Raw genomic sequence first — 13,282 nt, 5'->3', positions numbered from 1 at the left:
TAATTAATTAGGAGGAATTGAAATGAAACGCAAACTGGTCTCGGCTTTACTGGGTCTCGTTTTAACGCTTGGTTTAATGGCGGGCTGCGGCAGCACCCCCGCGCCCGCGGCTTCTTCCGCCGCACAGCCGTCCGAAGCATCCTCAGCGGCGCAAAGCCCCGAGGAATCCGCATCTTCCACGTTTGCCGCTGAATCCTATAATGTTTATCTGATCACCATGGATCAGATGGACCAGCATTGGGTCAATGTGGATGCCGGATGCAAAAAGGCAGTCTCTGAGCTTGCCAATGTGAACTACAATGTGAATTATACCTGGCTGGCTCCTGATGTGAAAGACGATGTGAAGCAGATTGAATGCATCAACAATGCGATAGCGGGCGGCGCAAACGCTATTCTTTTAGCGGCGAACGGTCCGGACGCTGTGACGGCCGCGCTGAAAGAGGCCGAGGACGCGGGCGTGAAGATTATTTATGTTGACTCCGCCGCCGATTTCCCGGCAATCCAGACACTGGCAACCGATAACAAAGCGGCAGGCACAACCGCGGGTAAGGAAATGATCAAAGCGCTGGAAGCCGCCGGCATCACCGAGGGGAAAATCGGTATCGTGAACGTCAACGCGGCGACTGCTTCCACCGTTGCGCGTGAGGAAGGCTTCCGCGCCGCTTTTGAAGGCAGTAAATTTGAAATTCTGGAAACACAGTACGGCGAAGGCGACGCGGCAAAGTCCAAGGATATCGCGGCGAACTATATTACACAGGGCTGTGTCGGCGTTTTTGGCGCCAACGAAGGTTCCACTGTCGGTGCGGGCAATGCGATTCAGGAAGCCGGCGGAACGGTGGTCGGCGTTGGTTTTGATAAATCCGATACAATCCTCAATCTGATCAAAAACGGCTACCTGCTCTGCACGATGGCGCAAAACCCGGATGTCATGGGTTATGAAGGCATGAAAACAGCTGTGAAGGCGCTTTCGGGCGAAGACACAGGCGAGAAGAATATTGATACAGGCGTATCTGTCATCAATAAGGATGCCCTCTGATCTTTTTGCTTTCAACACGCAAAGGTGGTTTCTACGTGGAGTAGGAACCACCTTTTATCAAATCTGAACACCATCAGTGATAAGGAGAAAACTGTATGCTGGCAGCCGGAATTGATATTGGCGGAACAAAATGTGCCGTATGTATTGGTGAGGTGTCAGGCGAAGAGTATCGGATCTTGCACCGATGCCCTCCCAGAAAAACCAAAGACTATGCCCCCGCGGAAATGCTGGACGCGCTGTGCGGGGACCTGCTTTCCCTGAAACAGCTTCCGGATGCGGGTAAAATGGTGGAGCGAATAGGGATCAGCTGCGGAGGGCCGCTGGACAGCAGGGCGGGGGTCATTCTTTCTCCGCCAAACCTGCCGGGCTGGAACTATGTCGCGGTTACGGATTATTTCGAGAAACAGACCGGATGGAAAACGACGCTTTGCAACGACGCAAATGCCTGCGCGCTTGCGGAATGGCGGTTCGGGGCAGGAAAAGGCTGTTCGGACATGCTCTTTCTGACGTTTGGCACTGGGTTGGGCGCCGGACTGATTCTGAACAACCGGCTTTATACGGGCGCAAGCGATATGGCGGGGGAACTCGGGCATATCCGGCTGTCCGATTACGGCCCCGTTGGATACGGAAAGATGGGCTCTTTCGAGGGGTTTTGCAGCGGGGGAGGCATTGCGCAGTTCGCGAAGGCGGTTGTGATGCAGGAATTGCAGGCGGGAAGAACGCCGGAGCTCTGCCCAAGCCTTGCTGATCTGGAGAGCCTCACTGCGGAAAAGATCGGGCTCGCTGCAAAAACAGGGGATGCACTGGCGAAAGAAATTTTGAAGCAGACAGGCGCCCAGTTGGGAAAAGGGCTGTCGATTCTGATCGATCTGCTCAATCCCCAAAGAATCGTGATCGGCAGTATTTTTGCGCGCTGCTATGAGGAACTGTGGCCGGCGGCGGAGGAAATCATCCTCCGTGAGACGCTCAAACCGGCCAGAGCCGTCTGTGAGGTGGTTCCCAGCCAATTGTCGGAATCGGTGGGGGATGTTGCCGCGCTGACGGTGGCATGGTATGACCGGGAAATTTCCGGCTCGCTTTTCCAGCGCGTTTTATGAGGACAAATTGCATCTGGAGAGGAAAAGAATGAAAAACAGAACAGAACAGGCGGTTCGCCGCTTTTTTGAACAGCATCCGGATCTTCAGCCAATCAAACAATCCATTTTCATGCTTTGCGGGATACTGCTTGACACTTATGCTGCCGGCGGCAAGCTTCTCGTCTGTGGGAATGGGGGCAGCTGCGCGGATTCCGATCATATCGTAGGCGAACTTATGAAGGGGTTTTTGCTAAAAAGGCCGCTGGAAGATTCTTTGAAAGACCGGTTCCGGGCTTTGTTTGGGAATGAAGGGCATGAAGTTGCAGTAAAATTGCAACGGGGGTTGCCCGCGATTTCCCTGAACGCGCACACGGCCTTGAACTCCGCTTTCGGAAATGATGTGGACGCGGATTTGATTTATGCCCAGCAGGTGGCGGCATACGCAAAACCGGAGGACTTCGTATTGGGAATCAGCACATCAGGCAATGCAAAAAATGTATGGTATGCCCTGATGGCGGCAAAGGCAAAAGGGGCAAAATGTGCCGCGCTTTCGGGAAAGAGCGGCGGAAAGCTGGTGCAGATTGCGGATTGCTACGTAATTGCTCCGGCGGAAGAAACCTACCGGATTCAGGAATACCACCTGATGATCTATCATTTTATCTGTGAGTATGTGGAGTCGGAACTGTTTGAATTCTGACTTTGCTTTATAGATATAAAACGTAACTGCAAGGAGGGTACGTCATGCTGCCTTTTCGGTTGACCCCTGCGTTTAAGGACTATCTTTGGGGTGGAACGAAATTAAAAGAGGAGTTTCACAAGCAGACTGCTCTGGGACGGATTGCGGAAAGCTGGGAATTGTCTGCGCATCCAGACGGGGACAGCATAATCGCGGATGGGGAATACTCTGGCGCCAAATTTTCAGAGTTTGTAAAACAGTTTCCAGAATTACTTGGCAGCCGCTGTTCGATACATACAAAATTCCCGGTGCTTGTTAAATTGATTGACGCCAAACAACCGCTTTCCATTCAGGTGCATCCGGATGACGCTTATGCGCGGCGCAACGAAAACGGGCTGGGCAAAACCGAAATGTGGTACATCCTCGGCGCGGAGCCCGGCGCATTTTTATACTTCGGATGCAGGCATATTGTTTCCAAGGAAGAGATGCGGTGCAGGCTTTCGGACGGTACGGTCACCGAAATCCTCCAGAAAATGCCTGTGAAAAAGGGGGATGTCTTTTTTATTCCCGCGGGAACCATTCACGCAATCGGAGCAGGCATTCTGCTTGCCGAAATCCAGCAGAACTCCAATACAACCTACCGGGTCTATGATTATGGACGTCTGGATGTAAACGGAAAACCGCGGGCGCTGCATCTGGAAAAAGCGCTGGAGGCGGCAGATCTGCGACCTGCGAGCGCGGACGCGCCAAATGCGGCGGTTTTGGAGAGAACCGCCGGTTACAACGTCCGGCGGCTGGCCCGGTGTGATTATTTTAATGTGGAGAAAGTGGAGCTTGACGGCAGTTACACCCGCAAAATGAATGGCGGCAGCTTTGTTTTTATTCTTTGCACCGATGGAGACGCAAAGATTTGTTATAACGGGGCTGAAAGAACGATATTCAAGGGCGGCAATCTGTTCATCCCCAGCTGCCTTTCAGAAGTTACCCTATCAGGGCAGGGCTCATTTCTGTTTACAACGCTTTAGGAGGCAGCTATGAAGTATTATATCGGAATTGATCTCGGAGGAACCAATATAAAAGCGGGCATCGTTGATGAGGTTTGCCGAATTCTGGCACAGTCCGATTGCCCGACCGCGTTGCCGCGTCCGGCTGAAGAGGTCTGCGACGATATGCTGAAAGCGTGCACGGCAACTCTTGAACAGGCGAAAATAGGCTGGGATGATATAACCGGTATCGGTATCGGCTGTCCCGGAACGGTCAACTCCCAGTCCGGAATTGTGGAATATTCCAACAACCTGGCTTGGCACCAATTTCCTATGCGGGATTACCTGCAAAGCCGTACAGAACGGCCTGTACGGGTGGGAAATGATGCAAACGTAGCGGCGCTGGGCGAGGTCTGCGCGGGCAGCGCCAAGGGCGCGCAAAGTGCGGTCATTCTTACCTTGGGAACAGGCGTCGGTTCGGGTGTCGTGCTGAATTCGCAGATCTGGAGCGGCCATCGCTACGGGGCCGCCGAATTCGGGCATATGGTGATCGAACAGGGAGGACGCTTATGTACCTGTGGACGGCGGGGTTGTCTGGAAGCATATGCCTCAGCCACTGCGCTGATCGCTTTTACAAAGGAGGCAATCGGCCGCTGCCCGGAGAGCCTGATGGGCAAGATTGCCGCTGAAAACGGCAAAATTGACGGGCGCACGGCCTTTGAGGCCATGAGACGCGGCGACGCAGCGGCCGGCGAGGTGGCGGAGACCTATATTAATTATCTTGCTTGTGGGGTCGCCAATATCATCAATATCTTGCAGCCTGAAATGATTAGCTTGGGAGGCGGCATTAGCAAGGAGGGGGATGCGCTGCTCGAACCTCTGCGCAAAAAAGCGTATGCCCAGGCATTTGGCGGGTGTGACGCAGGTGTTACCCGTATTGAAGCGTGCACGTTGGGAAATCAGGCGGGGATTATCGGAGCCGCAATGCTCTTCCATCAGACAAGTGAATTGGCGGGCAGATAAGCTGTTAGTAATCAGGAAAGCGCCGTCGGACGGAATGTCCGGCGGCGCTTTTGTTGAGGAGAGAAGATGAAAAAGATTTTTGCCTTGCTACTACTATAACCGAATGTTCTGAAATTAGTCTGAAAAAGGCGGGAAATTCCGCCTTTTTATTTTTCTGTTTTCAATACAATTATGCAGGATTTATAAAATTATTATTCATTTTATGCGATGGATTTATGTATATATCATGAATAAAAAATATAAATGAAAATACAGAAATAACCACTCATAAAGTATTCATATGAACAGCACAAATTGATCACCTAATTTACATTGTTTATGCATATTGACAAAAATAAAGGCGATATAGCGTTGATTAGAAGCATATATCTGAACTATTACACAAAAATAGTTACAAAACGGTAACAAAAGTGCTTGACTTTTCCAGTTGGGGCATCTATAATTAGGACATCAAAAGGAGCCGATGGAGAGAAGCTCTTTATGAGAAAAAATGATTTTTTAGGAGTGGAAAAAGACTATGAAGAAAGTTATTGCAGCTCTTCTTGCAGGAACCTGTGTGGCTACCATGGGCGGCCTCGGCGTGTTTGCCGCTGAGGAAGTTGATGTAAAGTATACCATCGACTTTGAGAGCGATTATGTTTACAACGATGATGGTGTCGATGCGGCAACCACAGATGGGAAACAAGTTACAGATGGTGAGTTTGCTCCGACCGGAGATATCTGGATTCCAATGGACAAACTTTTGGATAAGGTATTTGGAACTGATAACCTTAAGGATGCATCTGCGTTGAGCGATGATGATCTGTTCAAGAAAAAATTTGATAAAGGTGACGACGACACCAAGATCATCAGCAAAATTTCTTTCCAGCAGAAAAATGTTGTGAAAGATACTACTATATTCCCTAATGAACGCGAAAACGCCATCCATGTCGAGCTGAACAACGACTACACCGATGACGACTTCAAGATCAGCCCGGAAATCACTTTTACCGCCAAAGAAGACCTTACCAAGGACGGCAAGGAAGCTAAAGAAGGAGAAACCGTTACGATTGCAAAGGGCAGTAAATTCACCATTGATTTTACCGCTCATGTCAGCAATGAAACCCGTCACACGGATGATGAATCCTTTGACGCCGGTACAGACGGCATTGTTGTGAAACCGGAAAAAGACGAAGACAACACCATTACCTGGCAGGATGAAAATGACGACATTGCAAAGCTCGAATTCGAGGGCGATTCTGACGTCAACAAGTATTTTCCGAAACTGTCCACCAAGTGGAGTGACAGCGACTATGCAGAAAACTTTGCCGGACAGGACGCTTACATCTTTGATTTTGTCGGCCATCCGACCATTTCTGCGACCAGCCGTCCGCTGCTCACCATCTACAACCCGTTCTATGATGAGGACGAGGATCAACTGACCGTACCAGCGGAAGACGTTGTCGTCTATGAAGTCGTTGACGGTTCCCTTGTAGATGTGACCGATAAATTCACTGCCGGACAGAACGACGACGGCGATGAAGTGTTCACTATCAAGACCCGCACCCTCGGCACCTACATCTTTGCGGAAGCCCCCGCTTCCAGCCCGGACGAAGAGATTGCGGAGCCCGCTCCGGAAGATGAGGAAAAACCCAATCCCGGAACCGGCCGTTTCTAATCGTATCTCTTTCTGACAAAGTCGGCGGGTGACTCTCCACACTCGCCCTTTCTGTTTTCAGCTCTTTTCTCAAAAGTCCGGGGCATTGGAGGATGCTCCCTGACATAAAAATGATCAACCAATTTTTAAGGAGGTTTATGAAACCATGAAAAAAATTCTTTCGGCGGTTCTTGCCGGAGCGATGATGGCGACAATGGCGGTTCCTGCGCTTGCAGTTGCAACACCAGCCCAGGCAGGACACGTATACGACTCTGACGGTGAGGACATCAGCTCAAACGATGATGACGACGTTTATGGTGATGTCAAATTTAGCTTTTTAAAAGACGGCGGAGACAGCATCAATATTGATGGTGTGGTTCCGGGCATCACCATGTATATCCCGCTGGGCGCAGGCGTCGGAGATATCATTGCTGATGGTACTGCCGGTACAATTGGCAAAGCGGAAATTGCAAAATATCTGAAAGCGAATGGTTCAGTTCCGACAGACACACCCATTAAGGACGCGACTTACCTTAATGATGCTGGAACTGGCGTTGTCAAAGCTACTCAAAAAGTCGAGTCAGATTTGACAAAGGAAGACGTTGCTGACGCTGCTAATGCAACGAAAAAGGCATTAGAAGTAGGCGATATCGGTAAATGGGTTTTAATAAAAACAGGTAGCGCATATGATACAGAAGTAATCGCCGATGATGGTTCTGGTGCTGTTGCAACACCTACTAGCGATGCACTTCAAGATGGAACCAATTATTATGTTGTAAATGCTTCTGATGCCGCATCTAAGGCAGTCACAGAATTGACTAAAGTAAAATTAGAGGGCGCTTATAAAGACTCTGAAGGTTACTATCCTGCATCTCTAGAGGACGTCGAGAAAGCTAAAACTGATGCAGAACCCACTGGCGGCACAAATGATAGCTATAAAATCTCTCTCGAATCCTTGACCAACGAAGACTACTTTAAGTTCGACGTTGACAAGGATGATAACGGCAGTATGGTCAAGAAGGTCGAAGTTGTTGAAGACAAAAAGCTGGGCGACATGGATCGTACAGCTTATCTGAAAATTGACCTGAACGATTCCACCACTGTGAACGATATCAAATCCAACGGTACCCTGACCTTTAAGGCAAAGGATTCAGCCGCTGATTTCCAAAAAGCATCCGGCTCGAAAAAGCTGAATGATACGACTCAGGTATGGGGTGAAAAGGAAGAAATCAAGATCGACTACACCTTCTGGATCAATAACGACAAAGCATCCAATGATGACAACCCGGACAGCGGCGACCGTGTCTACTTTGACCCGGATGACAACGAGGATAATACCCTGATCTGGGGCGACGACCGTGCAGGACTGTTCTTTGAGGCGAATGATGATGCCAACAAGTTCTATGCGCGTCTGTCCACCAAGTCCGATTCCGAAGTTTATTCTGAATACGGTGATCCCGTAAACGCTGACCTCTGGTTCTTTGACTTCGTTGGTTCTTCCACGATCCCGGCAACTTCCCGCGCAACCCTGACCCTTGGTATTCCGTGGGATGAAGACGACGATTACACCCCCAATCCGGAAGACTGCTTCATCTATGAGAAACAGGAAGACGGCACCTTGGTAGATGTGACTGACAAGTTCACCTATGACGAGGACAATGATGGCACCACCGAAATCGAAGGCTGGAGCATCAAGACCCGTACCCTGGGCACTTATGTGATTTCCGATACCGAACTGGACCTCGATGTTGTTTCTGACGACGTTGACGAAGAAGACGTTGACGATACCGATTCTACCGTTGACACCGGCAAGGAAATCCCGAATACCGGTTCTTCTGACATGGTGAATGTTGCTGTTGTAGCCGCGGCTGTTTCTCTGGCTGCTGCCGGCGCTGTTGCATTCAAAAAAGTAACTAAATAACCTTTAGCAAAACCAAATAATAAAAACCGCTCAGCTGCCTCCACAGCTGAGCGGTTTTTCTATTTGCTTTATTTGACAAAATTAGAAGCGCCGCGGAAAACTTTCCGCGGCGCTTCTGATGAGTCTTTTTGGTATTATGCAGATTGTGCGATGCGCCATTCGAACTTATACCCAACATTACGGACAGTACACAGGTTTTTCCGGTAGGGTCCCAGTTTATCGCGCAGGGATTTCACAAAGCTGTCAACAATGCGCTCGCCGCCATCGTAGTCGGCATCCCAGACAAAAAACAGGATTTGTTCACGGGAAAGCGCAAGGTTCCGGTTCACAAGGAAATAGTAAAGGAGGTCAAATTCCTTTTGTGTAAGCATCACAGGCTGGTTGTCGATTTCCACCAGATGCTCCCGGGGGCTGATCCGTATCCCGCCCAAAACGATGTCGCCCTGTTCGTTGGCCCCTTCCGGACGCGTCAGCTTGTCGATGCGCATGAGCAGCAGGGATTGGTCAAAAGGTTCCCGCACGCAGTCGTCAGCTCCGTGCCGGAAACAAAGCAGCTCGTCCTCACCGGTTTCGCACCCGAATAAAAGGACGAATGTTTTATGACTGCTGCCGCAGGCTGTCTTGCAGATTGGAAAGTCGCACTCTTTTTCCAGGGAAAATTCGGCAAGCGTCAAAATAACGCTGCTGTTCTCACTTAATATGATTGCAGCCGTTTCCGCATCCTGAGCCTCCGCAATCCGAAACCCCCGGTCGATCAGCTGTGATGCAATCTTTCTTCGGTCTTCGTTTTCTTTAATTACCAATAGAGCGGTCACAACCACTTGGTAGTTCCTCCTGACAGTCAAATATTTATCCATAATTTTCAATATTTTTATTATAGAGGAAGAATATTTCACTAAGGTTAACTTTGGGGACCCAAATGTGAAAATAATGTGAACCTTTTTTGTATAAAATATATATTTCTCGTGTAACTAACAAGAATAACCATATTCACGCATTTTGCGGCGTTTACAGGAAGACGGTGAAGGTCGTGCCTGTTTCAGCGTCGCTGGTAACCTCAACCGACCCGTGATGCAGTTGGACTACTCGCTGCACGATCGAAAGGCCAAGCCCGCTGCCTTCCGTTATCCCCGAACTGTCTGCCCTGAAAAATTTTTCAAAAATATGCAATAATTTTTTCCGCGGAATCGGGATGCCGCCGTTGTTAACGCTGACAGAGCAGTGGTTTGGGACGACTTTTTTCAGGGTAACTGAAATGGAGCCATTCGGGGGTGAAAATTTGATCGCATTGTCAATTAAATTCATCCAGACCTGTGACAGCAGCGCATCGTTTCCATTGGCGGTAAATTTCTCTAACCGAACATGGATGTCCAAATTTTTAGCACTCCATTTTGCTTCATTCAGGGCCAGTGCCAGGCGTATTTGCTCGTCGATCGATACGGGAGCCATTTGCAGGGAAAAGGTTCCGTTGTCCAGGCGATTAAGCAGGAGAATGCTGTCGGTCAGCTGGGAAAGGCGATGGACTTCACCGGAGATCGCTTCGGCACACTCAATCCGAACCGATTCATCGCCGGTATGCTTTAGCAGCCCGGCGAACCCTTCAATGACGGTCAGAGGAGTTTTGAACTGGTGGGAAACGTCGGATATGAAACTGCTGCGCAGCATTTCTATACTTTGCAGCTGAACCGTCATCTTGTTGAAGCTGTCAATCAGGGAGGCCAGTTCTTCGGGATGCCGGCGCACGGGCAGCATCTGGGTAAAATCTCCCCCGGCAATCTTCTGGGTAGCGGACCTTAAATCCCGGTATATCTTTGTGGCGTAGCGCCCTGCAATCAGGATAGTGGTAAAGCCGAGCAGCAGCGAGCAGCCGATAAAGAAAAAGCCCAGGCGCTTTACCGTCTTGGAAAGGGGGGAAGCATCCCAATGCATGACCATATAACAAGTTTCATAATTGGCGACGGCGGTGAAGCAATTTGGATTTCGATCCCGCAAAAGCGTAATTTGTTCATCCCTTAGCTGTTGCCAATTCTCCTTACTGAGATTTAATGATGTAATATCCTCCCTGATTTCTGAATGAATAAAATTAAAATCGACCATTTTTAGAAAAGCGGTCGGCGGCAGGTCGTAATCCTCCATAATGGAAATGCTGTTCTTGGCATGATCGATTACCTCAGCTTGGAGATAATTTTCTATAACGAAGTCCGTCCTGTTTTGTAACACGATAGAAGGGATCGCTATCGTAAAAAATATGATGACAGTCATCATCAGTACGAGCTCCAGATAGATGCTTCGCTTCATTTCATTTCCTCCGTGTGGATGATACATTTATAGCCGATCCCGCGCACAGTGACAATCTCGAATTTTTTTACGTTTTCAAAGTGCTTCCGAAGGCGTTTAATATGGACATCAACGGTTCTGGGTGTTGACTCGCTGTCCATACCCCAAATTTCATCCATCAATTCCTGACGTGTGAATATTTTCCCCGGATAGGAAAGCAGCTTATATAACAGATAAAATTCTTTCTGCGGTAAGACCAGAGAGATGTCCGGCATCTGCACTTCCAGTTTGCTCTGGTCTACCACAATGTCCCCAATGACAATTTTGTTTTCCGCATAGATTCTGCTGCGTCGGAGCAATGCTTTGATGCGCAGCAGCATCTCTTCAATATCAACAGGTTTGGTCATATAATCATCGGCTCCGAAATCGAATCCCTGCTTCTTATCGGCGAAGGTACATTTAGCCGTCAGGATCAATACAGGAATTTCGTTATGGTTTTCCCGTATCATTTTTATCAGCTGATATCCGTCAAGGTTTGGCATCATGATATCTGCAATCATCAGATTGACAATGTGGTTTTCTAAAATAGACGCAACCTGGGAACCGTCCTCGGCCAAAAGAACCTCAAAACCTTCCGCTTTTAAGAATATTTCCAGCAAGCGGCGTATTTTGGGGCTATCATCGACAACTAATATTGTAGACATGTCAAAATCTCTCCTGTATCATAAATGATTGTCTGGCCTTATGGATTCGCTCCAGGCCCATTACGTAAAAATCCCATCTGTCAGTTTGACAGGTGGGATTTTCTTTATTTTATAAAAAATAAGTGAGTTTTCAATGAATTGTTAGTGGAGTTTATGTTCCGGTTTTATTGTAAATTTGTGAATATAAAAAAGAAACCGAAATCATACTGATTTTTCGGCCTCTACAGGTTTGTTATAAGTAAATTTATATCCGACAGAACGAATGGTAAGAATGTGATTCCCTACTTTCCCCAATTTTCCACGCAGTGATTTGACATGACTATCAACGGTACGCTCACTGCCGTCATAGCTGGATCCCCATGCGTTTTTCAAAATTTGATATCGCGTCAGCGCAAGGTTGGGATTTTGCGCGAAATAATAGAGCAGTTCAAATTCTTTTGGGGTCAGGATGACAGGAGTGCCGTCCACCTCGACAGTATGCTCGGATTGGTTGATATACAGGCCTCCATATTCAATCTTTTTACGTACAAAGGCGCCTGTCCGCTTCAGCAGGTTCTTCATGTAAGCAATGATCATGGAGTCGCTGACAGGCTGATGCAGAAATCCGTCGATGCCGCTGTTTAAGATATCCAGGTCACTTCTTTCATCGGACGAATCAGTGATGATCAGAATCGGCACGTCGGTGAGGCTCCGCAAAGATATCAACCTGGAATTGCTGTAATGCTGGGTATTTATCTGCCCGGTTCCATCCAGTACAATGGCGGCAATGCCTTGATCGGCAGTGATCTTTGCCAGAAGCTGTTCTTTTGACGTGGCAGATAAAACATGCCAGCCTTCATCGAACATTCGCCTCGTTAATCGGATGCGGTTTTGGCGTACGGTTTCGGCAGAGAAAGGATCTGTTTCGTTCGCTGCCAGAAGAATCGTTGGGGTCATAGTGAAACCTCCTGTTCATTTTATCTACTGGGAAATTCTAAAAATTCAATCATATATCCAGTTAAAAAATGGATGGTTATTTTCCAGCTATGTCTATTATAAATGGAGCAATACCGGAAGTCAACGAAACAAAGCAGCAAAGAGTACAGCTCCGATTTTTTTCAGGTAAAGCACGGTAACAAGGCGATCTTCATATAATTTCCACAAAAGAAACATCTAAAAACAATCAAGAATCAATTCGTTTTCAACAGCGATATTTTAAAATATAATTACCATCAGGATAAGTGTTGACCTGTGGATGATAAATGTGCTTGCAAGATCCCTTTTGGGATTTCCTCCGCAAGGCGGATATCAGGTAACTCTCCAGCAACCCTGATTTCCGTTAAAAAAAATCAGTTTTAGACAAAGCGCCGTCGGTTTCCGACGGCGCTTTGTCTTTTACAGCATGACGGCTGCGTTATATAATATAAGCCCATGATTCATCCATCTTTTTTTTACGGCTGAATCAGGTCCAATTGAAAGGCAATTTACAGCTGGATTAAGAAGTTCATTCATGATAAACTTATAGACGGGATTTTCATACGAGCCTTTGTCAAATCATTTCATATAAAGCGGGGGACATATTTGTGAATTTAAAAGAAAGAGCCAGGAAACTCAAGACCGATATTCCGGCTATTTTTATAGCTTTAAGCAGAAAAGATACGCCTGCCGCCGCAAAAATAGTTGCCTTTGTTACAGTAGCTTACGCATTATCACCGATCGATTTAATACCTGATTTTATTCCGGTTTTGGGCTATTTGGACGACGTTTTGATCTTGCCGGCGTTAATTGCATGGACAGTTTCTCTTATACCTCAAGATGTTATGGAGGGCTGCCGCCAGAAATCTGAAAGCTTATGGAAAGACAAAAGGCCTAAGAAATGGTATTATGCAGTTCCTGTGATCGCAATTTGGCTGTTTCTATTACTGATGGTGATTCATGCAGTGGCGTAGTTTGGTGTCCTGGACTGCCGCC

Annotated in this window: 12 protein-coding genes; 8 read left to right on the top strand and 4 right to left on the bottom strand. The window is 47.9% G+C overall.

The window, feature by feature from the left end; all coding sequences use genetic code 11:
* Positions 1–22: 22 nt before the first annotated feature.
* The 7 genes from C1A10_RS08210 (at position 23) to C1A10_RS08180 (ending at position 8,351) form a co-directional block, all read left to right on the top strand.
* A complete protein-coding gene (locus tag C1A10_RS08210) occupies positions 23–1,036 on the top strand; it encodes an ABC transporter substrate-binding protein (protein WP_101909823.1) in 1,014 nt (337 codons plus the stop codon).
* A gap of 95 nt (positions 1,037–1,131) precedes the next feature.
* Complete coding sequence (locus C1A10_RS08205; protein ID WP_101909822.1) at positions 1,132–2,133, top strand: ROK family protein; 1,002 nt, start codon at positions 1,132–1,134, stop codon at positions 2,131–2,133.
* A gap of 28 nt (positions 2,134–2,161) precedes the next feature.
* Positions 2,162–2,809 carry a D-sedoheptulose-7-phosphate isomerase gene (locus tag C1A10_RS08200; protein WP_101911602.1) on the top strand — a complete coding sequence of 216 codons (648 nt, stop codon included), beginning with the start codon at positions 2,162–2,164 and terminating at the stop codon, positions 2,807–2,809.
* A gap of 44 nt (positions 2,810–2,853) precedes the next feature.
* Entirely contained in the window at positions 2,854–3,813 is a 960-nt protein-coding gene (locus C1A10_RS08195; RefSeq protein WP_101909821.1) for a type I phosphomannose isomerase catalytic subunit, read from the top strand.
* A gap of 9 nt (positions 3,814–3,822) precedes the next feature.
* On the top strand, positions 3,823–4,794 hold the full coding sequence (locus tag C1A10_RS08190; protein WP_101909820.1) for an ROK family protein: 972 nt from the start codon (positions 3,823–3,825) through the stop codon (positions 4,792–4,794).
* 517 nt (positions 4,795–5,311) lie between these two features.
* Positions 5,312–6,451 (top strand): hypothetical protein, encoded by a 1,140-nt coding sequence (locus C1A10_RS08185; RefSeq protein ID WP_101909819.1) that lies wholly within the window; start codon positions 5,312–5,314, stop codon positions 6,449–6,451.
* A gap of 145 nt (positions 6,452–6,596) precedes the next feature.
* A complete protein-coding gene (locus tag C1A10_RS08180; protein WP_101909818.1) occupies positions 6,597–8,351 on the top strand; it encodes a hypothetical protein in 1,755 nt (584 codons plus the stop codon).
* A gap of 134 nt (positions 8,352–8,485) precedes the next feature.
* Here C1A10_RS08180 and C1A10_RS08175 read toward each other — a convergent pair whose 3' ends face one another.
* The 4 genes from C1A10_RS08175 to C1A10_RS08160 form a co-directional block, all read right to left on the bottom strand.
* Positions 8,486–9,172, bottom strand: coding sequence for a response regulator transcription factor (locus tag C1A10_RS08175; RefSeq protein ID WP_180951059.1), 687 nt, complete (start codon positions 9,170–9,172; stop codon positions 8,486–8,488).
* 187 nt (positions 9,173–9,359) lie between these two features.
* Positions 9,360–10,649, bottom strand: coding sequence for a HAMP domain-containing sensor histidine kinase (locus C1A10_RS08170; protein ID WP_180951058.1), 1,290 nt, complete (start codon positions 10,647–10,649; stop codon positions 9,360–9,362).
* Complete coding sequence (locus tag C1A10_RS08165) at positions 10,646–11,332, bottom strand: response regulator transcription factor (RefSeq protein WP_101909815.1); 687 nt, start codon at positions 11,330–11,332, stop codon at positions 10,646–10,648. Before C1A10_RS08165 ends, C1A10_RS08170 begins: the two co-directional genes overlap by 4 nt.
* A 201-nt stretch (positions 11,333–11,533) precedes the next feature.
* Entirely contained in the window at positions 11,534–12,268 is a 735-nt protein-coding gene (locus tag C1A10_RS08160; protein ID WP_101909814.1) for a response regulator transcription factor, read from the bottom strand.
* Positions 12,269–12,894: 626 nt separating this feature from the next.
* On the opposite strand from C1A10_RS08160, the gene C1A10_RS08155 reads away from it, so the two are divergent.
* Complete coding sequence (locus C1A10_RS08155) at positions 12,895–13,260, top strand: YkvA family protein (RefSeq protein ID WP_101909813.1); 366 nt, start codon at positions 12,895–12,897, stop codon at positions 13,258–13,260.
* Positions 13,261–13,282: the final 22 nt, after the last annotated feature.

The sequence above is a fragment of the Marasmitruncus massiliensis genome, from assembly GCF_900186535.1.
GTDB lineage: Bacteria > Bacillota > Clostridia > Oscillospirales > Ruminococcaceae > Anaerotruncus > Anaerotruncus massiliensis_A.
This window is presented reverse-complemented; position numbering and strand designations above follow the sequence as displayed.

What these genes read in the sequence shown, in the direction of transcription:
- C1A10_RS08190 (WP_101909820.1), top strand. Translation starts at nt 3,823, where the DNA reads ATGAAGTATTATATCGGAATTGATCTCGGAGGAACCAATATAAAAGCG.
- C1A10_RS08185 (WP_101909819.1), top strand. Translation starts at nt 5,312, where the DNA reads ATGAAGAAAGTTATTGCAGCTCTTCTTGCAGGAACCTGTGTGGCTACC.
- C1A10_RS08160 (WP_101909814.1), bottom strand. Translation starts at nt 12,268, where the DNA reads ATGACCCCAACGATTCTTCTGGCAGCGAACGAAACAGATCCTTTCTCT.
- C1A10_RS08200 (WP_101911602.1), top strand. Translation starts at nt 2,162, where the DNA reads ATGAAAAACAGAACAGAACAGGCGGTTCGCCGCTTTTTTGAACAGCAT.
- C1A10_RS08205 (WP_101909822.1), top strand. Translation starts at nt 1,132, where the DNA reads ATGCTGGCAGCCGGAATTGATATTGGCGGAACAAAATGTGCCGTATGT.
- C1A10_RS08165 (WP_101909815.1), bottom strand. Translation starts at nt 11,332, where the DNA reads ATGTCTACAATATTAGTTGTCGATGATAGCCCCAAAATACGCCGCTTG.
- C1A10_RS08180 (WP_101909818.1), top strand. Translation starts at nt 6,597, where the DNA reads ATGAAAAAAATTCTTTCGGCGGTTCTTGCCGGAGCGATGATGGCGACA.
- C1A10_RS08210 (WP_101909823.1), top strand. Translation starts at nt 23, where the DNA reads ATGAAACGCAAACTGGTCTCGGCTTTACTGGGTCTCGTTTTAACGCTT.
- C1A10_RS08195 (WP_101909821.1), top strand. Translation starts at nt 2,854, where the DNA reads ATGCTGCCTTTTCGGTTGACCCCTGCGTTTAAGGACTATCTTTGGGGT.
- C1A10_RS08170 (WP_180951058.1), bottom strand. Translation starts at nt 10,649, where the DNA reads ATGAAGCGAAGCATCTATCTGGAGCTCGTACTGATGATGACTGTCATC.